Source organism: Streptomyces sp. NBC_00045 (assembly GCF_045041095.1).
In the GTDB taxonomy this organism is placed as follows: Bacteria; Actinomycetota; Actinomycetes; order Streptomycetales; family Streptomycetaceae; genus Streptomyces.
Genome location: NZ_CP108271.1, coordinates 5071874 through 5096090 on the forward strand (window position 1 = coordinate 5071874; position 24217 = coordinate 5096090).

Sequence of the window (24217 nt, forward strand, 5' to 3'; positions counted from 1 at the left end):
CCTATCAATGGGTCGGCGCGTGCAAAGAGCGACGGAGAACGATCTTCGATCGCCAGCTACTTGCAGAACTCCGCCACGGCCTTCGCGGCGCCCTCGTTGTAGCCGTTGAGCCATTCGGGGTCGGGCTGGACGGCGGTCTGCGGTGGAGTGGTCTTGCAGGTGGCCTTGGCGGATTCGTAGCCGAGCTTGTAGCCCTTGTCGTGCTCGGAGGTACCCGACTGTCCCTCCGTCTTGCCGCCGCAGAACGTCTTGGCGCTGCAGACCCCCCTGATCGCTTGGAACCCCTTCTGGAAGCCCTTGTCGTACTGGACCTTCGCGTCCGCACCCGTGTCCGTACCCTCCTTCGCGGGCTCCTTCCCACCCGTGCACGCGACGCCCCGACCGTGTAGTGGCCCTGTGGGAGGCTGGCGACCCGGACGCTGCCGCCGGTGACCTTGGCGGTGCTGCTGTAGCCGCTGTCGCCCGTGACCGCGAGCGTGTCCCCGGTGAACCCACTGCCGTTGATCGCCCAATTGTTCGGTGGGGGGCGTGGCCCTGCACGACCTGGCAGGTGCCGGCCGCGGGTGCCGCTGCCGCGGGGTGGGCCAGCACGGTCGGGCCCAGGACCAGCGGCGAGGCCGCCAGCGGGGCCAGGACGGCGATCCGAACGAGCTTGTTCCTCATGGTCGCCGCCCGGGGCGAAGGCCGTGACCGGGCCTTCCTTGCCCTACCTCCGCTCTCACGCACCGTCCCGAGGCCCGCAGGGCACGGAGGTCGGGGGGAGCCGCCGGAGCTAGTCTGGTGGCGGGTGATCGGAGGTACCTATCAGTGGCTGTCGGCAACAGGGGAGCGAAGCAGGCGACGCTCGCGCAGCTGCGCGCGTTCGCCGCCGTCGCCGAACACCTGCACTTCCGGGACGCCGCCGCGGCCATCGGAATGAGCCAGCCCGCGCTCTCGGGCGCCGTCTCCGCGCTGGAGGAGGCCCTCGGCGTCCAACTGCTGGAGCGCACCACCCGCAAGGTGCTGCTCTCCCCTGCCGGCGAGCGGATCGCCGCCCGGGCCCGGGTGGTCCTCGACGCCATGGGCGGGCTGCTGGAGGAGGCCGAGGCGGTGCGGGCGCCCTTCACCGGGGCCCTGCGGCTCGGAGTGATCCCCACGGTGGCCCCCTACCTGCTGCCGACCGTCCTCGGCCTGTTCCACCGCCGCTACCCTCGGATGGACCTCCAGGTGCACGAGGAACAGACCTCCTCGCTGCTGGACGGGCTGGCCGGCGGCCGGCTCGACCTGCTGCTGCTCGCGGTGCCCCTCGGCGTCCCCGGCGTCACTGAACTACCCGTCTTCGACGAGGACTTCGTACTCCTCGCCCCCCGGGAGCACCCGCTGGCCGGTCGCAAGGACATCCCGCGCGAGGAACTGCGGGGCCTGCAACTGCTGTTGCTCGACGAGGGGCACTGTCTGCGCGACCAGGCCCTGGACATCTGCCGCGAGGCGGGCCGCAGCGACGGGGCGGACGTCACCACGACCGCCGCCGGACTGTCCACCCTCGTACAACTGGTCGCCGGGGGACTGGGGGTGACCCTGTTGCCGCGCACCGCGCTGCGGCTGGAGACCGCCCGCAACGAGTACCTGGCCACCGGGTACTTCGCCGAGCCCGCGCCCTCGCGGCGGATCGCGCTGGCCATGCGGACGGGGACGGCCCGCCAGGAGGAGTTCCGGGCCATCGCCCGCTCACTGCGCGAAGCCGTGCGCCCGCTCCCGGTGTGGCCGGCCGAGTAGGGCGCTCCCGCAGGGGCGGGCGTACGGGCCTGCGCGCACCCGGCGTCACGGCGTAGCAGACCACCCGGTCGCATCAGCAGCCGCCGCCGCAGTAGCGGCAGCGGCAGGCCGAGCGGGCTCACTGCCAGGGCCCGGGCCGTCAGGACTCGGCGGGCGGGACGCGGGGCCGGCCGCGCGGCGGGATCGGGGCGGCCCCGCCCGGCAGGCGGCCGGTCTCGGCCAGGGCCCGCCGCAGCAGGAACTCGATCTGCGCGTTGGCGCTGCGCAGTTCCTCGCCCGCCCAGCGCGCGAGGGCGTCGTACACCTGCGGGTCGAGCCGCAGCAGCACCTGCTTGCGCGCCTGCCGCCCCGCCCGCGGGGCCTTCTCCTGGCCCCGGCCCGGTTGCAGGTCCTGCGGCTCGCCGGCGGGGCTCACTGGTAGAGCGTGCCCGTGTTGACGACCGGCTGGGCGGCCCGGTCCCCGCAGAGGACCACCATCAGGTTCGAGACCATGGCGGCCTTGCGCTCCGGGTCCAGGTCCACGATGTCCTCCTCCGCCAGCCGGGTCAGGGCCAGTTCGACCATGCCGACCGCACCTTCGACGATCTGCTTGCGGGCCGCCACGACCGCGCCCGCCTGCTGGCGCTGGAGCATCGCGGAGGCGATCTCCGGAGCGTACGCCAGGTGCGTGAAGCGGGACTCGATGATCTGGACTCCTGCGGCTTCCACCCGCACGTGCAGTTCGAGCGCGAGCTTCTCGGTGATCTCCTCGGCGTTGCCGCGCAGGGACAGCCCGCCCTCCTCGTGCGCGTCGTACGGGTACTCGATCGCGATGTGCCGGACCGCCGCTTCGGTCTGGGTCTCGACGAACTCGGTGAAGTCCTCCACCTCGAACGTGGCCCGCGCGGTGTCCTCCACCCGCCACACCACGACGGCGGCCAGCTCGATGGGGTTGCCGTACGCGTCGTTGACCTTCAGGACGGCCGTCTCGTGGTTGCGGACCCGGGTGGAGATCTTCTCCCGCGAGGTCAGCGGGTTGACCCAGCGCAGGCCGTCCGTGCGGATCGTCCCCCGGTAGCGGCCGAACAGCTGGACCACGCGGGCCTCGCCCGGGGCCACCGTGTTCAGCCCGCTCATCGAGACCACCGCGAGGACGATCAGCAGGACGCCGGGCGGTATCAGGGACGCGTGCATCACGTCTCCGCCGGCCGTCACGCCGAGGGCGATCAGCGCGGCGCCCACCACCGCCCCCAACAGCCCCAGCAGCAGGGCGAGTCCACCGCCCACGCTGCGCGCGGTGAACTCCCGTACCTCTCCAGAGGGTGCCGCCAGATTCGTCATCTTATGCCCCGATTCGCTTGGTCGCGGCTGGTCGAGCCGCCTAGCAAAGTGATATCACTTTTTCAGGCCGCCGCAACCCTATGGGGCTGCCGCGCGTCGGTTCCCTTGATGTGGGTGCTGATTCTCACGTCCGAAATGACCAGTATTGGCCATGGTTGGCTGACCTTTGTCACAACCTGCGGTGTTAGCTTTCTGAGCTGACGTCGGGGGGGAAATCGAGCGGAGCGGGAGCGATGGGCCGAGCAGAAGCGCGTAAGGCGCAGCAGCGCAGTGCGCGACGGGCGCCGCGCGGGAGCGCCGGAGGGAAGGGGCGCACCGGCAAACGGACCGGCATACGTCGCTTCTTCACCTGGAAGAAGATCCTCGGGGCGTTCTTCGGAATGGTCCTGCTCGGCATGGGCGCACTCGTCGCCCTCTACTTCTACGTGGACGAGCCCGACCCGAACGTCGACGCCCTCACGCAGAGCAACGTCTACAAGTACGCCGACGGCTCGATCATGGCGCGCGACGGCAAGATGAACCGCGAGATCGTCCCGATCGGCCGGGTCCCCAAGGAAGTCCAGACCGGCTTCATCGCCATCGAGAACAAGTCCTTCTACCAGGACCAGGGCGTCGACTTCCTGGGCATCGCGCGCGGCCTGTTCAACACGGTCACCGGCAAGGGCAAGGCCGGCGGTTCGACGATCACCCAGCAGTACGTCAAGAACTTCTACCTGAACCAGGACCAGACGCCGACCCGCAAGCTCAAGGAGCTGGTGATCTCCCTGAAGGTCGACCAGCGCATGGAGAAGCCGGACATCCTCGCGGGTTACCTGAACACCAGCTACTTCGGTCGCGGCGCCTACGGCATCCAGGCCGCCGCGCAGGCCTACTACGGCGTCGACGTCGACAAGCTGACGCTGGAACAGGGCGCGTACCTCGCGGCCGTCCTCCAGGCCCCCAGCGACTACGACTGGGCGACCGCAGGCCCGAACGGCAAGCGGCTGGTCATGGTCCGCTTCAACGGCGTCCTCGACAACATGGTCGAGATGGGTGCTCTGGACCCCGCCAAGCGCAAGGAACTGAAGTTCCAGGAGCCGATCAAGCCCAAGGCGGCCCCCGGAATGGAGGGCCAGAAGGGCTACCTGAAGCAGGCGGCCGACGCCGAGCTGCGCAGGCAGACCGGTATGACCGCCCAGATGCTCCAGGCCGGTGGCTGGGAGATCACCCTCAACATCGACCCCAAGAAGCAGGCCGCGCTGGAGAAGGCCGTCCAGGACGAGCTGGAGTCCAAGCTCGACCGCAAGGACCGGCCCGTCGACGCCGCCGTGCAGGCCGGCGCCACCTCCGTGGACCCGAAGACCGGTGCGGTCGTCGCGATGTACGGCGGCACCGGCCTCGGAGACCACTGGTCGAGCAACGCCCTGCGCCAGGACTTCCAGCCCGGCTCGACGTTCAAGCCGATCGTGCTCGCCTCCGCCCTGGAGACCAAGGCCAAGACGCACGACGGCAAGGCGATCACCCCGAACGCCCTCTACGACGGCACCAGCAAGCGCCCGGTCGTCGGTAGCGACACCCCGTTCGCCCCGCAGAACCAGGACAACGCGAACTACGGCGACCCGCTGCTCACGGTCCAGGCGGCCACCAACTCCTCCGTGAACTCGGTGTACGCCCAGATGATCGTGGACGTGGGCCCGCCGAAGGTGAAGAAGACCGCCCTCCAGCTCGGCATGAAGGACCGCCCGGGTTGGCCGGAGGACAAGCCGGCCATGTCGCTCGGCACGATGAGCGCCAACACCCTGGAGATGGCCGGCGTCTACGCGACCTTCGACGCCCACGGCAAGAGGATCACCCCGACGGTCATCAAGAGCGCCAAGCACGCCGACCGCAGCTTCACCCCCGTCGAGTCCGTCGGCAGCCAGGCCATCACCCGCGAGACCGCCGACACGGTGACCAAGGTGCTCACCGGCGTCGTCCAGGACGGCTCCGGCAAGGCCGTGCGGAGCTCCGCCTACGAGGCCGCCGGCAAGACCGGTACGACCGAGTCCAACGTGGCCGCCTGGTTCACCGCGTACACCCCGGAACTCGTCACCGTCGTCGCGATGTTCGGCGAGGAGCCCGGCACGGCCAAGCAGACCACCCTGACCGGTACCGCGGGTGGTGGCCGAGCGGGTGGTTCCAGCTTCCCGGCCGAGATCTGGAAGGCGTACACGCTGGCAGCGCTGAAGGGCGCGGACACCGGCGAGTTCGACCTCTCCGAGGCGGACATGGGCCCCACGATCGCGCCGAGCCGCAGCAGCTCCCCGTCGAGCTCCCCGTCCTCCAGCGCGCCGTCCACGCCCGTCTCGCCGTCGCAGAACAGCCCGGACCCCGGCAAGAGTTCGCCGAACCCGAGCAAGAGCCCGGACCCGAGCAAGAGCCCTTCGAAGAGCCCGGACCCGAGCAAGAGCCCGGACCCGAGCAAGAGCCCGCCGATCACCCTCCCGTAGGACGATCGAACGGCCCCTGACACACCGCCGCCCCGCAGCATCCGTGCTGCGGGGCGGCGGTGTTGGCGGGCGGGTACCGCGCGGGTTCAGCGCCGGTCGTTCGCCCCCGGCAGCGGGAGCTCGAACCAGACCACCTTGCCGCTGCTCAGTCGGGTGGCGCCCCAGCGGCGGGCCAGCCGGTTGACCAGGAACAGCCCGCGGCCGCCCTCGTCGGTCTCCCGGGCCCGGCGCTGGCGCGGCAGCTGCGGCGAGTCGTCGCCGACCTCGCAGCGCAGTACGTCCGTACGCAGCAGGCGCAGCGTCACGGGCCGCTCCGCGTACCGGACGGCATTGGTGACCACCTCGCTGACCAGGAGCTCCAGCGAGTCCTGGAGCTCCTCCAGGCCCCACCGGGTCAGCGCGCGACGGGCGAACCGGCGGGCCCGGCCCGGAGCGGTCTCCTCCGGGTCCAGGAACCAGTACGCGACGTCACTGGGCGCGATCCCGTCGAAGCGGGCCGCGAGCAGCGCGATGTCGTCGTCCCGGTCACCGGGGCCGAGCATGTCCAGGACGTCGTCGCAGAGCGCCTCCAGCGGCGGCGGGTGGTCCAGGCCGGTCAGCTGGGCGGTGGTGGCGAGCCGCTCGCGCAGCTGCTCGATGCCGGTCCACACGTCGCGCAGCCGGGACTCCACCAGGCCGTCGGTGTACAGCAGCAGGGTGGCCCCGGCGGGGGCGTCCAGCTCGACGGCCTCGAAGTCCACGCCGCCGACGCCGATGGGGGCGCCGGGCGGCACGCGCAGCACCTCGGCCCGGCCGCCCAGGTGCAGGAGCACGGGCGGCGGGTGGCCGGCGTTGGCGATGGTGATCCGGTGCGAGACCGGGTCGTACACCGCGTAAAGGCAGGTGGCCATCCGGTCGGAGCCCAGGCGCTGCGCCTGCTCGTCCAGGTGGTGCAGCACCTCGGCGGGCGGCAGGTCCAGCTGGGCCAGGGTCTGTGCCGTGGTGCGGAGCTGGCCCATGATCGCGGCAGAGGTCATGGAATGGCCCATGACGTCGCCGACGACGAGCGCGACGCGGCTGCCGGGCAGCGGTATCGCGTCGTACCAGTCGCCTCCGACCCGGGCCGTCTCGGCGGCGGGCAGGTAGCGCGAGGCCAGCCTGACCCCTGTGGGTTGGGGCAGGCCGTCGGGCAGCATGGTGCGCTGGAGCTCGTCGGCGATGTACGCCTCGCGGCCGTACAGGACCGCCTTGTCGATGCCGAGGGCGGTGTGCGTGGCCAGCTGGGCGGCGACCAGCAGGTCGTTCTGCTCGAACGCGGGCCGCTCGGGGCTGCGCAGGAACACCGCGGCGCCGATGACGCGGCGGCGGCCCCTCAGCGGCGCGAGGATGGCCCGCTGGCCGCGCGGTACGGGGTGCTCCGAGCCGAGCAGCTCCGGCAGCGCGTCCTTGGCCCCGGCGGCGGACCCGAACACGGGCCGTACGCCGCGCAGCACCTCGGCGAGCGCCCCGCCGGGGCGGATCTCGCACAGCTCGGCCGCGGGCAGGTCACCCTGCGGGCCGACCATCGGCAGCTGGCTGAAGTCGAGCTCGCCGGCGGCCCCCGCGGCCCCGGCGCCCTCCGCTCCGGTCAGGTCGTCGATCGGGCGGAGCCGGTCGGTGCGGCGCAGCCTTAAAACGACCGGACCGACGGGACGCTCGTCGCCCACCGGCAGCGGATCGCGAAGGTAGACGAGGATGGCGTCCGAGAAGGTCGGCACGGTGGCCCGGCACAGGCCGAGCACGATCTCGTCGAGGTCGATGCCGCGGGCGATCCGCCGGGTCGCGGCCCCGACGAACCGCAGCCGGTCGCCCTCGCGCCGGGCCACTCCGCCGTCCGGCGCCGGCCCGCCGGCGCTGCCGGGCGTCGCGTCGGCCGTCCCGGTGTCGATGTCGGTGTCAGTGTCGGCCGTGTCCGGCGCGGCGTCGCGGGTCCGGACCTCGGGCCCGTCCCCATCGGCAGCGGGCGTGGCGGCGGGACCGCTGGGCGCGGCGGTGGGCGCGGCGGCTTCGCCCCGGGCGTCGCGGGTGCGCGCCGTGGGGACCTGCGCTTCGGCCTCGGCCTGTGCGGAGGCGCCGGCCCCGGCCGCGCGGGGGCGTGTCGTGGGGGTGGTCCCGTCCGGGGCGGGCTGCGCGGCGCGGGGGTGTGAGCCGCCCGGTATCGCGGTCGCCTGCCGGTCCTGGCCCTCGGCCGGGCGGTCCTTGCCGCCCCGGGCCTCGTGGGGCCGCCCGGCGGCCGGGTCCTCGTCGGGGGCAGCCGCCGTGTGCGCGGCGTTCCGGGCGGCTTCGCCGTCGCGCCAACGGGACCCGCCCGCCGCGGTGTTACGGGCCGACTCGGCGTCGCGGCCGCGGCGGCCGGCCGAGCCCTGGCTGGCGGCGCGGGAGCGGCCGCGGGCCGGCCGGGGGCTCCCCTCCTGCGGGGCGGGGACGCCCTCGGCGCGCGGGCGCGGCACGTCCGAGCGGACGGGGTCGTCGCCGGGCACGGCCGAACCGCGTACGGCCTCGGCCGCGGGGACGGGGGCCTTGCCGTGGCCCAGCTCGTCCGCACCGCCGCCGTGAGCGGGCACGGCGGGGCCGCCCGGGGCCGGTGTCGCGGCGGCCGCGGTAGGCTGCGGGCCCTCCTGCGAGGTGGGGTACTCCGTCACGCGTGGAATTCCGTCCGTTTGCGCTCGATGTGCGCTGCACTCAACTCGGTCAGTCGCGGTATACCCGCTCAGCGGCGGGGGCACCATCGCCCGCGGTTCCGCGTCCCGCTCGTTACCTCTCGCTCTGCGTTGACCTCCGGTCAAGTCCTGCGTACGGCACGACATTTACGGATGTGCGGTCTGGCGCACCTCCCGCGCGCGACCTGCGGAGGCAGATCTTACGTTTGAACCCCGGGGGCGCATCAAGGGTCTCATGAGGTCATATGCGCCGGAGTGCGGTCCCAGTCCTCCGGCAGGGCCGGAACTCCCCAGGCGGGATCCGGCCGCCAGTCCTGCCAACCGTCGGAGAACGGCGCCCCCCACGCCTTGATCACGTCCACCGCCGCCCGCCCCGCGACCTGCACCCGGTGGGCCTGTTCGGCGTCCATCAGACCGGACCGCTGGGCCTGTGCGAACTCGTCCTCGTCGCGCCACTCCCAGGTGCGGTCCGGGTAGACGGAGATGTCCAGGAAGTGGTCCACCGAGTCGACCCCGCCGGACCACCGGGTCCGCGGCTCCTCAAGGTTCACGTACCAGCTCTTGAACCGCCAGCCGTGCTCCCAGAACAGCCATACCGACCACGGGTCCCCGGGCCGGGCCAGCTTCAGCACGCCGGCGCCGAACCACCGCGCCCGCACGGTGGTGCGCGGCGCGGTGTACCGGGTGGCCAGGGGTTCCTCGTGGACGGGGGTGCCGTCGGCCAGCACCGGCTTGACGCACTCGGTGCCGGGGGCCATCCACACCGCCAGCAGCTCGTCGGTGTCCCGCACCACGGTCACCGGGCGGCAGATGTGGACCGCGCCCTTCAGGTCCGGGGCGTGGTCGCGGTAGCGCCAGAGGACCTGCTCCCCGGGCCGCCAGCGGGTGCCCTGCGCGTCGTCGCCGCCCCCGCGGCCTCCGGTACCTGTCATGCGCAGATCTTAGGGCTGGGGCCCCTGCGCCCGCTGCGGTGCAGGTCACGGAGGTGTGCGGGGACGGGAAACGACCGAATCCGGCCCCTGACCAGAAACGTTTTCAGGGCCTGGTCATCCGCAGGACGTCCAGCGCCTCGTCCAGTTGTTCCAGGGTCAGGTCGCCGCGGTCGACGTAGCCGGACTCCAGCACGACCTCCCTGATCGTCTTCCGCTCGGCGAGGGCCCTCTTGGCGACCTTGGCCGCTTCCTCGTAGCCGATGTACCGGTTCAGCGGGGTCACCACGGAGGGGGAGGACTCGGCGAACTCCCTGGCCCGCGCCTCGTTGGCGGTGATCCCGTCGATGGTGCGGTCGGCCAGCAGGCGGCTCGCGTTACCGAGCAGCCGGATCGATTCCAGCAGGTTCCTGGCCATGACCGGGAGCATCACATTGAGCTCGAAATTGCCTGCCGCGCCCGCGACGGCGACGGTCGTGTCGTTGCCGGTCACCTGTGCGGCGACCATGAGTACGGCCTCCGGGACCACCGGGTTGACCTTCCCGGGCATGATCGAGGAGCCCGGCTGGAGGTCGGGCAGATTGATTTCGGCCAATCCCGTGCGTGGTCCCGAGGCCATCCAGCGCAGATCGTTGGAGATCTTGGTCAGCGAGACGGCGATCGTACGGAGCATCCCCGAGGTCTCCACCAGCGCGTCCCGCGCCCCCTGGGCCTCGAAGTGGTTGCGGGCCTCGGTCAGCGGCAGCCCGGTCGCGGCGGCCACCTCGGCGATCACGGCGGCGGAGAACCCGGGCGGGGTGTTGATCCCGGTGCCCACCGCGGTCCCGCCCAGCGGCAGTTCGGCGAGCCGGGGCAGGGCCGCCCGCAGCCGCTCGATGCCGTAGCGCACCTGGGCGGCGTATCCGCCGAACTCCTGGCCCAGGGTCACCGGAGTGGCGTCCATCAGGTGGGTCCGGCCCGCCTTCACCACCTCCGCGAACTCGGCGGCCTTGCGCTCCAGGGCGGCGGCCAGGTGTTCCAGGGCCGGGATCAGCTCGCGCGTGACGGCGGCGGTCGCGGCGATGTGGATGGAGGACGGGAACACGTCGTTGGAGCTCTGCGAGGCGTTGACGTGGTCGTTGGGGTGGACGCCGCGGCCGAGGCGTTCGCTCGCCAGGGTGGCGATCACCTCGTTGGTGTTCATGTTGGACGAGGTCCCGGACCCGGTCTGGAACACGTCGACGGGGAAGTGCTCGTCCCAGCGGCCCCCGGCCACCTCCGCGGCGGCGGACCGGATCGCTTCGGCCACGTCCTCATCCACCACCCCGAGCTTCGCGTTCACCGTGGCGGCCGCCGCCTTGACGAGTGCGAGCGCTTCGATGTGGGCGCGCTCCAGGCGCTGCCCGGAGACGGGGAAGTTCTCCACCGCGCGCTGGGTCTGAGCTCGCCATTTGGCGTGCGCGGGCACCCGTACCTCGCCCATCGAATCGTGCTCGGTCCGGTAGGGGCCCTGGTTCTGATCATCGGTCATGTTCGTTGCCTCCTCAAAAAGTTGAGCAATTGTCTTGTTCGAAGTGTTCCCAAGTCCCCTACCGGCCAGTAAATACCGTGGGTAACACCGACAGGGGAGGCGTTCATGGCACGTGTACGTACGAGACCCGGACTCAGATCTTCCTTCGCCGCCGTCGCGGCCGTCGCGGCCGCCCTCGGGGGCGTCACCGCCATCACCCCCATGGCCCACGCGGCCACCGGCCCCGCCGCCGCGGCGACCCCGCTCTCGCCCGAGCTGGAGGCCATCCGCGCGGCGGAGGCCGTCAAGATCTACGGCGACGCGGCGATCCGCCCGCTGAACGAGCGCAAGACCGGCCTGATCTCGCTCGGCGACAGCGAGATTTCGGGCGAGGGCGTGGGCAACTACGACCCGGCCACCAACACCCCGAACAACCAGTGCCACCGCTCGCCGGACTCCGCGATCCACCGCACCGGCATCCCGGCGGACCTGACCTTCAACGTCGCGTGCTCCGGCGGCTACACCGGCAACATCCGGATCGGCGGCAGCAAGCAGTACGCCGACGAGCTGGTGCAGAGCGACAGCCTCGCCGTCAAGGCCCGCAACACGAAGATCAAGATGGTGCTGCTCGTCGCCGGCGCCAACGACGACCTCCAGTTCGGCCCGGTCATGACCGACTGCGTGACCCGCTGGGTGCTCAGCCAGGGCACCTGCGAGCCCAAGTACGGTCCGGGCTGGCAGGCGCGCGTCGACGGCCTCAAGCCCAAGGTCGAGTCCACCGTCGCCGACCTCAAGACGGTGATGCGCGACGCGGGCTACGCCGACTCCGACTACAAGCTCGTCGTGATGGGCTACCCCAGCCCCATCGGGCCCGACTTCTACGACAACCCGAACTTCCCCGGCAAGCTCCCCGGAGGCTGCGCCGGCTACGACTCCGACGCCGCCTGGGGCCGCAACTACGCGGTGCCCACCTTCGAGAAGGGCATGCGCGCGGCCGCCCTCGCCTCGGGCGCGACGTACCTGGACAACTCGCGTCTCTTCCAGGGCCACGAGGTGTGCATGGAGGACACCTGGGCCCGCGGCCTCTACCTGGACCTCGGCGACCACTTCCCGTGGGACGAGAACACCGCCCGCCAGTCCTTCCACCCCAACTACCGCGGCCACGGCGCGTTCGCTTCCTGCCTGACCCAGCTCTACAACTCGGGCCTGCGCGAGGGTTCCTGCGCCGACCCGGCGAGCACCGGCACGCCCGTACTCCAAGCCGGCGCCTGGGACGACCTGTACCGGCCCCTGAAGAACGAGGCGACCGGCAACTGCCTCGACGCCAAAGGAGGTTCCAGCGCCAACGAGACGGCCGTCCTGGGCTGGGACTGCCACGGCGGACGCAACCAGGGCTGGTGGTACGACTCGGCGAACAAGTCCGTCCACATCGAGCTCACCCACGACCGCTGCCTGGACGCCCCGGGCGCCAACTACGGGGCCGGCACCGGCCTGATCCTCTGGAACTGTCACGGCGGCGCGAACCAGCAATGGGTCCGCGACGGCGCCACCCTGCGCCCCGCGGCCTCCCCCGGCATGTGCCTGACCGTGGCCGCCGCCCACGACCGGCTGCGCCTGCAGACCTGCAACGGCACGGCGAACCAGCGCTTCGTGTAGCGCGCGCAGCACCTGACGGCGCGGCGCGCAGCGGGCGCAGCGTGCAACCCCGCCCCGCACCACCCCATCCCCCCACACCCGGCCGGCGTACCCCGGCCGGGTGTCTTTGCATCCGGGTGTCCTTGCGCCCGGCTACTCGGAGCGGGCGCCGAACCCGCCGAGCCGACCGCACTCCTTGAGGGCCGACGGCGCGAGCGGGCGTTCGCGCAGCACCTCGCGGGCGCGGCGCTCGCCGAGGCTCGTGGCGTACCAGGGCGCCTCGCCCGCGGAGCGCAGGTCGTCGCGGATCCCGAGCAGGGCGCAGGACCTCTGGGGTTCCGGAAGCCGGTCCAGGGCGGGCGCAGCGTCCGCCGACAGGTAGCGGAAGTAGGCCAGGTCGATCTTCCCGTCCTGCTCGAACCGGGCCACGTTGCGCTCGGCGACCATCCCGTCCGGGGACAGCAGTCCGAAGGCCAACACCGTCAGCGCGGCGCTGCCGACCACGGCGCGGGCCAGCCAGCGGCTTCCGGCGACCCCGGCCGCCATGAGCAGCACGATCACCAGACCGAGCCACAGCTCCATGGTGACCACCGACAGCCGCAGCCTGGTCAGCCCGTACGCGGCGACGTACAGGTCCATGCGGCGCACCGCCGAGGCGACCACGACCAGCGTCAGCAGGCACAGGGTGCCCAGGACGGACCGGACGAAGCGGCGGTCGGCCGCGGTGCCGCGCGGCGCCCATCGCAGGGCGAGCCCGATCACCGCCAGGACGAACACGGTGGCCCAGAGGAGCTGCCAGAACCCCTGGCGGGCGTACTCGGAGTAGGTGAGTCCGGTGCTCTCCAGAACCTTGCGGTAGCCGCCGAACAGCACGGCCAGTTGCACGGAGTTGAAGCCGGCGAAGAGCAGGTTGAGCACGATCAGCGGCAGACCCCACTCGACCCGCGAGCGCGCCTTGCCGGGGGCCACCTCGACCCGGTCCCAGCGGTGCGGAGCCGCGGCGGTGCGGGCGACGGCGAGCGCGAGGACCACGCCGAGCAGGAAGAGCAGGACCCGCAGCGGCGCGTACGGGAGCGAGACGTTCGGGGCCAGGTCGCCCAGCAGGTCGGCGAAGGCGGCGTCGGCGGAGGCGAACAGCGCCCCGAAGACGAGGAGCAGGCCGGCCGCCACCACGGTCGCCTTGGCGACGGGCAGCCATTGGTCGCGGCGCAGGCCGCCACCGCGCGTACGCAGGCCCTGCCAGGCCCAGCGGATCCCGGTGACCGCGGTGAGGGCGAACCCGGCCGGGCTGAGCAGCACCCCCGGCCACCGCCTGCTGCCGTGCAGGGCCAGTGCGGCCAGCACGATGACGGCGAGGATCGCCAGCGTGGCCGGCCAGGCGGAGTCGCGCAGGGCCGGAACGCCGAGCAGGGCCACGCAGCCGAGGACCCACACGAGCGTCCAGGGCCGGGCCGTGCGGCCGGCCGCCCGGGCCGAGACGTACGCGGCCACCATGGCCGGCAGCGCCGCCAACAGCAGCCCGGGGCCGAGGCCGTCGCCGAGGAGGACGGCGCAGGCGAGACCGCCGACGAGCACGGCCACGAGGGCGGCGGTGCGGATCGGAGCGGCCTCGGCGGGGCGGACCCGGTTACCGATCGAGGACGCGGCCTTCTCGGCGGCCCGGGCCTGGGCCTGCTGGTGGCGCAGCTGGTGCTGCCACATCAGCCAGGCGTGCCAGGCGGCCGGGTCGTGCCCGGGCAGGCCGGGTGCGGGCGGCTGCGGCGGAGCCGGTGCCGCTGCCTCTGTCGCTACGGGTGCGGCTGCCGCTGCGGGCGTAGCTGCTGGTGCCGGTGTGGCTGCCGGTGCCTCTGTCGCTGCGGGTGCTGCTGGTGCCGGCGCCGGCGCCGGTGTGGTGGCTGGGGGGCCGTCACCCGGGGGGCCGTCCCCCGGCGGCCCTTCGGACCCCTTCGTGGTCTGTGGCACCACCGGTTCGGCGGCGGCACCGTTCCCGGCAGCCTCGTGTTCCGGCTGGTCGGCGTTCTCGGACATCAGGTCCCTCCCCTGTAGGCCGCCCCGAGACACGGGTGAGGGGCGGCGCGGCCGACAGGGTAGGCCGATGGCACACAGTTTTGAACAGATTCAAGAAGCTCTTGTGGCAGGACGGTGACAATCAGGCGCGGGACGCTCCGCCGGCCGTCCGGAGCGATTCCAGTTGCTCACGGACCTGACGCGGGCGGTTGGTGATGATCGTGTCCACCCCGAGCCGCAGGCACAGTTCGACGTCCTCCGGCTCGTCCACGGTCCACACCCGCACCCGCAGCCCCTTCGCCCGCAACCGCCCCACCAGCCCGGGATCGCGGCGTACGAGGTCGATCCCCGGGCCCGCATGGGTCGCGAACGGCGGCCGGACCGGCCGGAGCCTGCGCTCGATCAAGTACACGGAGGGCAGCCCGGGCGCGAGCCGGTGCAAACGGGTCAGGGCGTTCCGGGAGAAGCTCATCACCTCGACGCGGCCGCCGCAGCCGTCGGCGAGCCCGTGCTCCTTGAGCATGCGCACGAGCGCGGCCTCCAGCCGGCCGCCGGCCCGGGTGGGGTGCTTGGTCTCGACGGCCAGCCCGACGGGCCGGTCGGCGGCCAGCGCCTCCTTGAGCAGGTCCTCGAAGAGGAGCACCCGTGCCCCGCGGTGCTCCTCGCCCTTCCAGCCGCCGAAGTCGAGCGCGGCCAGCTGCTCGTAGGTCATCTCGGAGACCACGCCGCGTCCGTCGGAGGTCCGCTCCACCCGCCGGTCGTGCACACAGACGAGCCGCTGGTCGGCGGTCAGCCGCACGTCGCACTCCAGCGCGTCCGCGCCGTCGGCGATGGCCTGCCGGTACGCGGCGAGGGTGTGTTCGGGGTGCTCGTGGGAAGCCCCGCGATGGGCGATGACCCGCACGTCGCGCGGGGCGGGGGAGAACAGCTCAGTCATGCCCCAGACGTTAGCCGGATGCGGTGACCACCCCGGTACGGGACGCTCCCGGGTGGCTGAACGGCCGGGGCCGCCGTGACGCGTTCATGCCCTCGGCGTTTAAACGGCCTTCTTGAGTCCGCCACCCTGGCGGAAGAACGTTGTGAAGCAAGTGCCCCGCTGGCAAGCGCGAGGCTAAACGGCGAGTGAGGGGAGCGAATGTCTTGAAGCTTTCTTGGGGAAAGCCCATGAAGCGTGGAGCGGAGAATGCGACATCGTCCGCTTCTCTCGGTGCAGACAACCCCCCAGTTTCCGCTGGGGGGTTCTTCTTGCGTTTGTCCACCGCTATGCGGAGTGGTGAACCGTTACGAGGTTGTTCGGGGAGTCGAGCCACGTCCGTCCGCCGTTGCTGTCTGCGGTCAGGCCGAAGCGATCGAATCCGGGTCGCCCTTGCTGCACCCACCAGCGGTAGGCGGCTTCGGTCTCGTCCCACAGCCTGCGGAGGCCGCACTGAACTACGTCGTACTCCTGTCGCTCCGGTTCATAGTCGGCCGAGGCCCACGACTTCGTGTCGGTGCTGTACGTCCACAGCGTGTACGCGCCATCGGCGTAGCGCTCTACCGTCCAGAACGCCCCCGGCATGCAGAGCCCGATCACGAACTGTTCGAGCCACCCACCGACCTCGGCGGGAGAGAGCGTCGTCGTGCTCCTGTCGCCGTCTGCGGGCCATTCCTGGTCCTTGAGGTACTCGTTGTGCGGGGGCTGGTTCTGGCGCTGCTGTCGCAGGCGCATGAAGGCGCTGGAGCGGGTGAAGTGGCCGCTCGCCGTGCCGTCGTCGTTCACGGTCAGGCGACCTCCCGCGTAGCCCAGCCGGCCGTCTCCCACGATCACCAGGGGGGACAGGAGTGCACCCCGAAGGTTCTCGCCCGCACCCTTGGCCACCTCGGGGTCGAACTCGATGGAGACCACGTTCCCCGACCCGAGTCGGTGTGAGAGGAGACCCGCGTTCCAGCCCGTACCCGTACCGATCTCAAGGACCCGATGGCCGTCCCTCACATCGAGATCGGCCAGCATCGAAAACACCATGTGTGGTTGGGAACTGGAACTGCTCGGGGTCGTGCCGAGGCCGTCACCCGCATGGTTGCCGTCGTCCCACTGCGTCGTGAGAGGGATGTCGGAGAACACCGCGCGGAGCCAGGCGTCGGGGGCCGTGGTGCGGTCCACCAACGGGTTCTGTCGGGTGCCGTCAGGGATGCCCGGCCAAATGCGGTCGGGCACGAACCGGTCTCGAAGGACTGCCTTGTATGTCGGCAGCCAATCGGAGTGCAGAGCGCCCGACTGGACGAGCGCGGAGGCGAGCCCCTGGGGGCCCGCCTCTTCTGTGCGCGCGGCCATCTGACCTACTTCTTCGCGGGGCCGGAGCCGTCGGAGGAGTTGCCGCCGCTACCGGTGTCGGTGCCGCCGCCTCCGTGTCCGTGCCCGCTGCTGCCGTCGTCCTGCTGACTGCCGCCCTGGCCGCTGCCCGTACCGCCGCCGTGCTTTCCGCTCACTGGTTCCTCCTGGGTAGTCGGTTTGACGAACGTGCACCCGCCCCGTGAGGAGCGGGGGTCTGTGCTGGACTGTGCGCCATCAGGCGCGTGCTCCTCGGGCGACCATCAGCGCCACGGTGAGGGTCCACGCGACCGCCCCGAGGGTGACCAGGACGGCACGCAAGCGTGAGGGCTGCGCACCGCCGTCCTTCACTCGTCCACCCGCAGGACGAGTGCCACGTCCGTGAACTTCCGGGTGAATGCGTCGTGCCCGTCAGTCCGGTGTGGGCCATGCACTGACGGTCGACGTCGGCCACATCGGAACTCTCGGACGACTGCCAGCAGCATTCACGCTGCTGGCAGGACGCAGCCACGTTCACCTTGGCTTCGGGGTGCCTGATGATCCGGTGCTGCGCGTACCGGAGAACGCGTCTCACCGGCGGGCCCCCTCGGGCGCGCAGCTGGTGTGCCAGTAGGCAACGGCGGGATTCCCGTCCGACCGCCCGAGCATCCCCCGTCGGGCAGGCCGATCGAGCCGGATGGGCTTCTTGCATGCGGGGCACATCTCACGCTTCTCCGTGTAGGTCACGTACTCCCACGCCTGTTCCACCGTATGCACGGTGCCCGCCATGGCGTCCTCCCGATCGCTCCCGAAGTCGACGGAACGAACTTAGGGAGCGGCTGGCTTGAGGCTCCACAAACTTGCATGACCTTGCACACCAATTCGCATGGCCGATAGCGCTATTGACGCCGTATCTGCTGTTCGGAGAGCCTCATGTAAGCCCGAGCAAGCACCTAGACCAGGGAGCCAGCCATGGCCGTACAGTTCGTCGGCATCGACCCGAACACGGACCGGGACCACTGCCCCACCGTGTGGGCGGACGCGGAAGCTCAGGAGATCCTGTTGCAGGGATGGAAGCCGAGCGTCGAGACTCAGGCGGAGTGCGAGGCGAACAGCCCCGCGAACGGGCCGGTCCCCGACAGCGAAGCCATCGTGAGGATTCCGGCCCGGATGATCCCGGTGATCAGGGAGGCGTGTGATGCCGTCGAGCGTGCCCAGCTTCGCTGAGCTGCTTGGCCAGTGCGAGCGATCTGCTGTCCACCTGGAGCTGCGCGACTCCTACGCCCCGACTGATCGGTTCGAGGCGTGGAAGCGCGGTGAGCGGATCAACTGGGATGACCGCGAGTCCTGGTGGCATCCCTACGATCAGTTGATCAAGGACACTGTGGCCCGTGGCGTAACTGTCCGCCGAGCCCGGGTGGTCTCCGAGCCGGTATCGGATTACATCCGCTGGGAGCACTACGTCACCCACGCCAACGTCACGGCGGGTGAGGCAGTCCGGTGGCTGCCACGCCGCCGGGCAACGAGCATCCCCCTGCCGGGCAATGACTTCTGGCTGTTCGACGGCGCTCTCCTCCGTGTGCACCACTTCTCCGGCGACGGAGCAGTGGTCGAGGACGAGATCACGTCCGACCCGGAGACCGTAAAGCTGTGCTCCGCTGCCTTCGAAGCAGTCTGGGAGCGAGCGATTCCGCACGACCAGTACGAGATCTGACGAAAGCCAGCTCCATGCCCCCGCACCCGTCCTCAAGCGTGCAGAAGGCCCGCGAAGACCTTGCCGGCCGTCTGCGCGAGATACGAAGGGATGCGTGCATCAGCGGGCGGGAGCTGGCCGTCAGATGCGGTTGGTCGGAGTCGAAGTCGTCCCGGATCGAGAATGCCAAGACACCTCCCTCCGACGCTGACATCAGGGCGTGGTGCCGAGCTTGCTCCGCTGACGATCAGGTCCTCGACCTGATCGCGGCAAACAGGCAATCAGCCGATGCGCACGTTCAGTGGAGACGACTTCAGCGGAGCGGTCTCCGCCGCCTGCAAGAGTCCACGGGGGACCTGTACCAGCAGACCAAGATGTTTCGGGTCTACGTCTCGGACGTGATCCCCGGATTCCTCCAGACACCTGGATACGCCGGTGCTCTGCTGTCGTCCATCGCGGGCTTCCGGGGGACCCCGGACGATGTGAGTGACGCCGTGGCGGCCCGCATACGACGAAACGCGGTGCTGAACAATGGCGCCCGACGGTTCTCTTTCGTGTTGGAGGAAGCCGTACTGCGGTACCGGATGTGCAGTCCGGAAACCATGGCAGCCCAACTTGGTCACCTGCTCGGGGTGATGGATCTCCAGAACGTCGCCGTGGGCGTCATCCCGTTCTCGGCGCAACGGACCGTATGGCCCATGCCAACCTTCACGATCTTCGATGACACCAGGGTGCACGCGGACACGCTGGACGCCGCTTCCACGCTCACTCAGCCGAGTCAGGTCGAGCTGTACGCCCGGGCCTTCGACCGGCTCTCACAAGGGGCTGTGCGGGGCGCTGCGGCACGTTCCCTCGTAGCGGGTGCGTTGGCGGCCCTGGACTGAGAGCGGTCGCATCCAGCCGGACATGAGACCTCAGATCAAGCAGAGAGCCCCCGGCGGATGCCAGGGGCTCTCAACAGGTGCTGCTACCGGGCTCAGCCGAGGCCGGGGCCGCGCACCGGGATGCTGGTGAACGTCGGCTGCTCGGGTTCACGCGAAGTGAAGAAGTCGTTGCCCTTGTCGTCCACCACGATGAACGCCGGGAAGTCCTCGACCTCGATCTTCCAGACCGCCTCCATGCCGAGCTCCTCGTACTCCAGGACCTCGACCTTCTTGATGCAGTCCTGGGCCAGGCGCGCCGCCGGGCCGCCGATCGAGCCGAGGTAGAAGCCGCCGTGCGTGCCGCAGGCGTCCGTCACCTGCTGGGAGCGGTTGCCCTTGGCCAGCATGACCTTCGAGCCGCCCGCCGCCTGGAACTGCTCGACGTACGAGTCCATGCGGCCGGCCGTGGTCGGGCCGAAGGAGCCCGAGGCGTAGCCCTCGGGGGTCTTCGCCGGGCCCGCGTAGTACACCGGGTGGTCCTTCAGGTACTGCGGCATCTCCGCGCCCGAGTCCAGCAGTTCCTTGATCTTGGCGTGCGCGATGTCGCGCGCCACGACCAGCGGGCCGGTCAGCGAGAGGCGGGTCTTCACCGGGTGCTGCGTGAGGGTCGCCAGGATGTCGTCCATCGGCTGGTTCAGGTCGATGGCGACGACGTCCGAGGACTCGGACAGGTGCTCGTCCGTGGTGTCCGGCAGGAAGCGGGCCGGGTCGCGCTCCAGCTGCTCCAGGAAGACGCCCTCGGCGGTGATCTTCGCGGTGGCCTGGCGGTCCGCCGAGCAGGACACGGCGATGGCCACCGGCAGCGACGCGCCGTGGCGGGGCAGGCGGACGACGCGGACGTCGTGGCAGAAGTACTTGCCGCCGAACTGCGCGCCGATGCCGATCTTCTGGGTCAGCTCGAAGACCTGCTGCTCCAGGGCCTCGTCGCGGAAGCCGTGGCCCAGCGGGGAGCCCTCGGTCGGCAGCTCGTCCAGGTAGTGCGCGGAGGCGTACTTCGCGGTCTTCAGCGCGTGCTCGGCGGAGGTGCCGCCGACGACGATCGCCAGGTGGTAGGGCGGGCAGGCCGCCGTACCGAGCGAGCGGATCTTCTCTTCCAGGAACTTCATCATGGAGGCCTCGTTGAGGACCGCCTTGGTCTCCTGGTAGAGGAAGGACTTGTTGGCCGAGCCGCCGCCCTTGGCCATGAAGAGGAACTTGTACGCGCCGCCGTCCGTCGCGTACAGCTCGATCTGCGCGGGCAGGTTGGAGCCGGTGTTCTTCTCCTCCCACATGGTGAGCGGGGCCATCTGCGAGTAGCGCAGGTTCAGGCGGGTGTACGCGTCGTAGATGCCGCGCGAGAGCGCCGCCTCGTCGCCGCCCTCGGTGAGGACGTTCTGGCCGCGCTTGCCCATCACGATCGCCGTGCCCGTGTCCTGGCACATCGGCAGGACGCCGGCCGCCGCGATGTTCGCGTTCTTGAGGAGGTCGAGCGCGACGAACTTGTCGTTCGACGAGGCCTCGGGGTCGTCGATGATCCGGCGCAGCTGCGCGAGGTGCGCGGGGCGCAGGAAGTGCTGGATGTCGTGGATGGCCTCTTCGGCGAGCTTGCGCAGCGCCTCGGGCTCGACCTTGAGGAACGTACGGCCGTCGGCCTCGAAGGTCGAGACGCCCTCCGAGGTCACCAGCCGGTAGGGGGTGGTGTCCTCGCCCAGGGGCAGCAGGTCGGTGTACGCAAACTCTGGCATGACGGCAGTCATTCCTCACTCGGCAGACGGCGCTGGCGACCAATTGGCAGCGCGGCTATCAAGCGTAGGACCTCCGTCCCGGGCTGTGTCTGTGAGGTAAGGCTCACTCTCGACTATCGCGATCTATCGCGTGTCGCTATGCTGGCCGACGTGGACCTGGAAAAGAAGCCCGCCGCGCCTGCCGCCGCCCCCGGAGCCGCCCCCGCCGAACTGCGGGCCTCCGACGCCGACCGCGACCGGATCGCGGCCATCCTGGCCGACGCCCTCGCCGAGGGTCGGCTGACCGCCGAGGAGCACTCCGATCGCCTGGACTCCCTGTACGCCGTGAAGACGGTCGGGGAGCTGGAAGTGCTCGTACGGGATCTCCCCGCGCCCGGCGGCGCCGCCGCGGCGCCCGCGTACGCACAGGCCCCGACGCCGGTGCCGGCCGGCCTGACCCCGGTCTCGGAGACCGTGGTCGCCGTGTGCAGCAGCTCCACCCGCAAGGGCCGCTGGCGCCCGGGCGCGCACACCCGCGTGGTCTCCGTCCTGGGCGACGTGAACATCGACCTCACCGAGGCCGTCTTCGAGCAGCAGGTCACCGAGATCAACGTGACGAGCGTGCTCGGCAACGTCGAGATCCTGGTCCCGGAGAACGTGACGCTCCGCGGCTACGGCAGCGGCGTCCTCGGCAACTTCGAGGTGCACGGCGAGGGCCGCGCCGAGACCACAGACCCGCACGCACCGGTGGTGATCATCCGCGGCTTCGCCCTGCTGGGCAACATCGAGGCCCGACCCAAGCTCGGCGCCCGCCTGGTCGACCTCGCCCTCAAGATACGCAAGCGCCTGGAGAGGTAGGACGCGGGGCAACTGCCCCTCGGGATCAGTCGACTTGGCCGGAGGGCGCCCATGCGATCGGGCCCATGACCGCATTTACGTGGGCCGTGCTCCATCGTGCGCACGAGGCGCTGCGCTCCGCCGTCGACGGCGTGCCCGCCGACGCCTGGGGCCGCCCGACGCCCTGTGACCGGTGGAACGTCGGCCAAGTGCTCCGGCACGCGGCCGGCGACCAGCTCGCCTACGCCGCCCGCCTCACCGGCGGATCCGGCCCGGCCGAGGACCCCTTCGCACCCTCCGCCACCCTGCCCGGCGCCCCCGCGGAGCTGCTGGCTCCGGCGCTCGACGCCGCGGCCGAAGCCTTCGCCGGGGTCGCGCCCGGCACGATCGAGGTCGCCGTACCGTTGCCCCCGTTCGCGGTCCCCGCCGAGACCGCGGTCGGCGCGGCCGCCCTCGACGCCGCCGTCCACGCCTGGGACATCGCCGTCGCCACGGGCAGGCCCTCCCCGCTGACCCCCGCCCTCGCCGCGGCCCTGCGCCCGACCGCGGAGGCGCTCGCGGAGCCCCTGCGCGGCTTCGCCCGCGCCGCGGCGCTCGTGCCCGCCCCCGATCCCGCCGCCGACCCGGTCGGCTCGCTGCTCGCCCACCTCGGCCGGCGCCCCGACTGGACTCCGCCGCGGGCATGAGGGGCCGTACGGGCGAGGAAGCGTTCGGGCGCGGGCGGGGACGTGCCCGTGCACGACGGTGTGCCCGTGCACGACGGCGTCGCGTTTCGGTCGAATTTCGTCCGGGGGGCGCCCTTGCTCCACGCAGTGCATAGGGGCGCGCACAGCGGGTAGGGACAGGTGCATCGTCTCTCGCTTGCGTATACGTCGTCAGGAGTAGACCGTGCAGCATCCGCCGCATCAGTCCCTGCAGGTAGCAGCCGTACAGAGCCTTCAGGCGCGTCCGGCCGCCGTGCCGAAGCCGCGGGTGCCGGCGAGGGAAGACGACGGACCATGGCACGCGGAGGCGGTGTGCCGCCGGGACGAGGCGGGGCTGTTCTTCGCCCCCTCCAAGGAGCCGACCGCGGCCAGGCTCTCCCGCGAGGAGGCCGCCAAGCGCGTATGCGCCCGCTGCCCGGTGATGGTCGCCTGCCGCGAGCACGCACTCCTCCAACCCGAGCCGTACGGGGTCTGGGGCGGGCTCACCGCTGCCGAGCGCCGCGTGGTGCTGGCCCGCCGCAGGCGCCGGGCGGCGGAACTGCGCCAGGCGCCGGGAGCCGGGCCGATAGCCGCCGCGGGCTGAAACCCGTACGCAGGCAAACGGGAGGGGCGCCACCGCCGCACGCGGTGACGCCCCTCTCGTCGTGCCGGCCGCCGGCCGGCCCGCTCCTACTGGGCGCGGTCGAAGTCGATCGCGCTGTAGGCGCGCAGCTTCGACAGGCGGTGGGTCGAGTCGATCTGCCGGATCGTGCCCGACTTCGAGCGCATGACCAGCGAGGACGTGGTCGCGGTCTCCGCGCGGTAGTGCACGCCGCGCAGCAGCTCGCCGTCCGTGATGCCGGTGGCGACGAAGAAGACGTTCTCGCCCGACACCAGGTCGTTGGTGTGCAGGACCCGGTCCAGGTCGTGGCCCGCGTCGATGGCCTTCTGGCGTTCGGCCTCGTCCTTCGGCCACAGCTTGCCCTGGATCGTGCCGCCGAGGCACTTGATGGCGCAGGCCGAGATGATGCCCTCGGGGGTGCCGCCGATGCCGAGGAGCAGGTCCACACCGGTGCCCTCGCGGACGGCCATGACCGACCCGGCGACGTCGCCGTCCGAGATGAACTTGATGCGGGCGCCGGTCTCGCGGATCTCCTTGACGATGCCCTCGTGGCGGGGGCGGTCCAGGATGACCACGGTGACGTCCTCCACGGCCATGCCCTTGGCCTTGGCGACGCGCCGGATGTTGACGGACACCGGGGCGTTGATGTCGACGAAGTCGGCGGCCTCCGGCCCGGTGACCAGCTTCTCCATGTAGAAGACCGCGGACGGGTCGAACATGGTGCCCCGGTCGGCGGCGGCGAGCACGGCGATGGCGTTCGGCATGCCCTTGGCGTTCAGGGTGGTGCCGTCGATCGGGTCCACGGCGATGTCGACCTCGGCGCCGGTGCCGTCGCCGACCCGCTCGCCGTTGAACAGCATGGGGGCTTCGTCCTTCTCGCCCTCGCCGATGACGACCACGCCGTTCATCGAGACGGTGGAGATCAGGGTCCGCATCGCGTTGACCGCGGCGCCGTCGGCGCCGAGCTTGTCGCCGCGCCCGACCCACCGGCCCGCGGCCAGGGCGGCGGCCTCGGTCACTCGGACGAGTTCCAGGGCCAGGTTGCGGTCGGGGGCCTCCGGAGAGACTTCGAGCTGGGGCGGCAGGTTGTGCTCGGTCATCGGAGCGCACCTTTCTGTACGGCGACGGCCGGGAAGTGAGGGTGCTGGAACTCTATCGTCACGTCGACAAATTGAGCAGACCGGGTCA

The 24217-nt window shown here is 71.2% G+C and carries 21 protein-coding genes; 9 read left to right on the top strand and 12 right to left on the bottom strand.

What is annotated here, in order from left to right:
• Positions 1–56 precede the first annotated feature (56 nt).
• A complete protein-coding gene (locus tag OHA65_RS23930) occupies positions 57–512 on the bottom strand; it encodes a hypothetical protein (RefSeq protein WP_327285172.1) in 456 nt (151 codons plus the stop codon).
• 295 nt (positions 513–807) lie between these two features.
• Here OHA65_RS23930 and OHA65_RS23935 point away from each other — a divergent pair, with 295 nt between their 5' ends.
• A complete protein-coding gene (locus OHA65_RS23935; RefSeq protein ID WP_327285173.1) occupies positions 808–1755 on the top strand; it encodes a hydrogen peroxide-inducible genes activator in 948 nt (315 codons plus the stop codon).
• A gap of 139 nt (positions 1756–1894) precedes the next feature.
• On the opposite strand, the gene OHA65_RS23940 is transcribed toward OHA65_RS23935, so the two are convergent.
• Entirely contained in the window at positions 1895–2170 is a 276-nt protein-coding gene (locus tag OHA65_RS23940) for a hypothetical protein (protein ID WP_405762384.1), read from the bottom strand.
• Positions 2167–3075 carry an SPFH domain-containing protein gene (locus OHA65_RS23945; RefSeq protein WP_327285175.1) on the bottom strand — a complete coding sequence of 303 codons (909 nt, stop codon included), beginning with the start codon at positions 3073–3075 and terminating at the stop codon, positions 2167–2169. Before OHA65_RS23945 ends, OHA65_RS23940 begins: the two co-directional genes overlap by 4 nt.
• 233 nt (positions 3076–3308) lie before the next feature.
• Between OHA65_RS23945 and OHA65_RS23950 the strand changes: the two genes are divergently transcribed.
• Positions 3309–5543 (top strand): transglycosylase domain-containing protein, encoded by a 2235-nt coding sequence (locus OHA65_RS23950; protein ID WP_327285176.1) that lies wholly within the window; start codon positions 3309–3311, stop codon positions 5541–5543.
• 86 nt (positions 5544–5629) lie between these two features.
• On the opposite strand, the gene OHA65_RS23955 is transcribed toward OHA65_RS23950, so the two are convergent.
• From OHA65_RS23955 to OHA65_RS23965, 3 genes are all read right to left on the bottom strand, one after another.
• The gene (locus tag OHA65_RS23955; protein WP_329316408.1) at positions 5630–7720 is read right to left on the bottom strand and encodes a SpoIIE family protein phosphatase; all 2091 of its coding nucleotides are present in this window, start codon (positions 7718–7720) and stop codon (positions 5630–5632) included.
• 734 nt (positions 7721–8454) lie between these two features.
• Positions 8455–9153: a DUF402 domain-containing protein gene (locus OHA65_RS23960; protein WP_328763515.1), complete on the bottom strand. Its 699-nt coding sequence runs from the start codon at positions 9151–9153 to the stop codon at positions 8455–8457.
• Positions 9154–9256: 103 nt separating this feature from the next.
• Entirely contained in the window at positions 9257–10660 is a 1404-nt protein-coding gene (locus OHA65_RS23965; protein WP_327285178.1) for a class II fumarate hydratase, read from the bottom strand.
• A 105-nt stretch (positions 10661–10765) separates the two neighbouring features.
• Between OHA65_RS23965 and OHA65_RS23970 the strand changes: the two genes are divergently transcribed.
• Complete coding sequence (locus OHA65_RS23970; RefSeq protein ID WP_328763518.1) at positions 10766–12295, top strand: ricin-type beta-trefoil lectin domain protein; 1530 nt, start codon at positions 10766–10768, stop codon at positions 12293–12295.
• 132 nt (positions 12296–12427) lie between these two features.
• Here the strand turns inward: OHA65_RS23970 and OHA65_RS23975 are convergent, their stop codons facing one another.
• The 4 genes from OHA65_RS23975 to OHA65_RS23990 all read right to left on the bottom strand — a co-directional run bounded on the left by OHA65_RS23975 (position 12428) and on the right by OHA65_RS23990 (position 16747).
• On the bottom strand, positions 12428–14302 hold the full coding sequence (locus OHA65_RS23975) for a DUF4153 domain-containing protein (RefSeq protein WP_405762386.1): 1875 nt from the start codon (positions 14300–14302) through the stop codon (positions 12428–12430).
• A gap of 121 nt (positions 14303–14423) precedes the next feature.
• The gene (locus OHA65_RS23980; protein ID WP_405762388.1) at positions 14424–15218 is read right to left on the bottom strand and encodes a glycerophosphodiester phosphodiesterase; all 795 of its coding nucleotides are present in this window, start codon (positions 15216–15218) and stop codon (positions 14424–14426) included.
• Positions 15219–15542: 324 nt separating this feature from the next.
• Complete coding sequence (locus tag OHA65_RS23985; RefSeq protein WP_329314422.1) at positions 15543–16592, bottom strand: protein-L-isoaspartate(D-aspartate) O-methyltransferase; 1050 nt, start codon at positions 16590–16592, stop codon at positions 15543–15545.
• Positions 16593–16597: 5 nt separating this feature from the next.
• A complete protein-coding gene (locus OHA65_RS23990; protein WP_327285183.1) occupies positions 16598–16747 on the bottom strand; it encodes a hypothetical protein in 150 nt (49 codons plus the stop codon).
• 793 nt (positions 16748–17540) lie between these two features.
• Between OHA65_RS23990 and OHA65_RS23995 the strand changes: the two genes are divergently transcribed.
• The 3 genes from OHA65_RS23995 to OHA65_RS24005 are packed head-to-tail and all read left to right on the top strand — an operon-like array spanning position 17541 to position 19145.
• Positions 17541–17795, top strand: coding sequence for a hypothetical protein (locus OHA65_RS23995; RefSeq protein ID WP_327285184.1), 255 nt, complete (start codon positions 17541–17543; stop codon positions 17793–17795).
• The gene (locus OHA65_RS24000; protein WP_328763523.1) at positions 17767–18282 is read left to right on the top strand and encodes a DUF6879 family protein; all 516 of its coding nucleotides are present in this window, start codon (positions 17767–17769) and stop codon (positions 18280–18282) included. Before OHA65_RS23995 ends, OHA65_RS24000 begins: the two co-directional genes overlap by 29 nt.
• A 14-nt stretch (positions 18283–18296) precedes the next feature.
• On the top strand, positions 18297–19145 hold the full coding sequence (locus OHA65_RS24005; protein ID WP_327285186.1) for a helix-turn-helix transcriptional regulator: 849 nt from the start codon (positions 18297–18299) through the stop codon (positions 19143–19145).
• Between the two features lie 92 nt (positions 19146–19237).
• On the opposite strand, the gene OHA65_RS24010 is transcribed toward OHA65_RS24005, so the two are convergent.
• The gene (locus tag OHA65_RS24010) at positions 19238–20908 is read right to left on the bottom strand and encodes a fumarate hydratase (protein WP_327285187.1); all 1671 of its coding nucleotides are present in this window, start codon (positions 20906–20908) and stop codon (positions 19238–19240) included.
• Positions 20909–21058: 150 nt separating this feature from the next.
• On the opposite strand from OHA65_RS24010, the gene OHA65_RS24015 reads away from it, so the two are divergent.
• The 3 genes from OHA65_RS24015 to OHA65_RS24025 all read left to right on the top strand — a co-directional run bounded on the left by OHA65_RS24015 (position 21059) and on the right by OHA65_RS24025 (position 23011).
• Positions 21059–21745 carry a DUF1707 domain-containing protein gene (locus tag OHA65_RS24015; RefSeq protein WP_405762390.1) on the top strand — a complete coding sequence of 229 codons (687 nt, stop codon included), beginning with the start codon at positions 21059–21061 and terminating at the stop codon, positions 21743–21745.
• 65 nt (positions 21746–21810) lie between these two features.
• Positions 21811–22410, top strand: coding sequence for a TIGR03086 family metal-binding protein (locus tag OHA65_RS24020; RefSeq protein WP_405762392.1), 600 nt, complete (start codon positions 21811–21813; stop codon positions 22408–22410).
• A gap of 202 nt (positions 22411–22612) precedes the next feature.
• Positions 22613–23011 carry a WhiB family transcriptional regulator gene (locus OHA65_RS24025; RefSeq protein ID WP_371644670.1) on the top strand — a complete coding sequence of 133 codons (399 nt, stop codon included), beginning with the start codon at positions 22613–22615 and terminating at the stop codon, positions 23009–23011.
• Between the two features lie 86 nt (positions 23012–23097).
• On the opposite strand, the gene glpX is transcribed toward OHA65_RS24025, so the two are convergent.
• Positions 23098–24129 (bottom strand): class II fructose-bisphosphatase, encoded by a 1032-nt coding sequence (glpX, locus tag OHA65_RS24030; protein WP_327285190.1) that lies wholly within the window; start codon positions 24127–24129, stop codon positions 23098–23100.
• Positions 24130–24217: the final 88 nt, after the last annotated feature.

What these genes read in the sequence shown, in the direction of transcription:
- OHA65_RS24000 (WP_328763523.1), top strand. Translation starts at nt 17,767, where the DNA reads ATGCCGTCGAGCGTGCCCAGCTTCGCTGAGCTGCTTGGCCAGTGCGAG.
- OHA65_RS23960 (WP_328763515.1), bottom strand. Translation starts at nt 9,153, where the DNA reads ATGACAGGTACCGGAGGCCGCGGGGGCGGCGACGACGCGCAGGGCACC.
- OHA65_RS24005 (WP_327285186.1), top strand. Translation starts at nt 18,297, where the DNA reads ATGCCCCCGCACCCGTCCTCAAGCGTGCAGAAGGCCCGCGAAGACCTT.
- OHA65_RS23985 (WP_329314422.1), bottom strand. Translation starts at nt 16,592, where the DNA reads ATGGCCGCGCGCACAGAAGAGGCGGGCCCCCAGGGGCTCGCCTCCGCG.
- OHA65_RS23965 (WP_327285178.1), bottom strand. Translation starts at nt 10,660, where the DNA reads ATGACCGATGATCAGAACCAGGGCCCCTACCGGACCGAGCACGATTCG.
- OHA65_RS23980 (WP_405762388.1), bottom strand. Translation starts at nt 15,218, where the DNA reads ATGACTGAGCTGTTCTCCCCCGCCCCGCGCGACGTGCGGGTCATCGCC.
- OHA65_RS23975 (WP_405762386.1), bottom strand. Translation starts at nt 14,302, where the DNA reads ATGTCCGAGAACGCCGACCAGCCGGAACACGAGGCTGCCGGGAACGGT.
- OHA65_RS23950 (WP_327285176.1), top strand. Translation starts at nt 3,309, where the DNA reads ATGGGCCGAGCAGAAGCGCGTAAGGCGCAGCAGCGCAGTGCGCGACGG.
- glpX (WP_327285190.1), bottom strand. Translation starts at nt 24,129, where the DNA reads ATGACCGAGCACAACCTGCCGCCCCAGCTCGAAGTCTCTCCGGAGGCC.
- OHA65_RS24010 (WP_327285187.1), bottom strand. Translation starts at nt 20,908, where the DNA reads ATGCCAGAGTTTGCGTACACCGACCTGCTGCCCCTGGGCGAGGACACC.
- OHA65_RS24020 (WP_405762392.1), top strand. Translation starts at nt 21,811, where the DNA reads ATGACCGCATTTACGTGGGCCGTGCTCCATCGTGCGCACGAGGCGCTG.
- OHA65_RS23995 (WP_327285184.1), top strand. Translation starts at nt 17,541, where the DNA reads ATGGCCGTACAGTTCGTCGGCATCGACCCGAACACGGACCGGGACCAC.
- OHA65_RS23945 (WP_327285175.1), bottom strand. Translation starts at nt 3,075, where the DNA reads ATGACGAATCTGGCGGCACCCTCTGGAGAGGTACGGGAGTTCACCGCG.
- OHA65_RS23970 (WP_328763518.1), top strand. Translation starts at nt 10,766, where the DNA reads ATGGCACGTGTACGTACGAGACCCGGACTCAGATCTTCCTTCGCCGCC.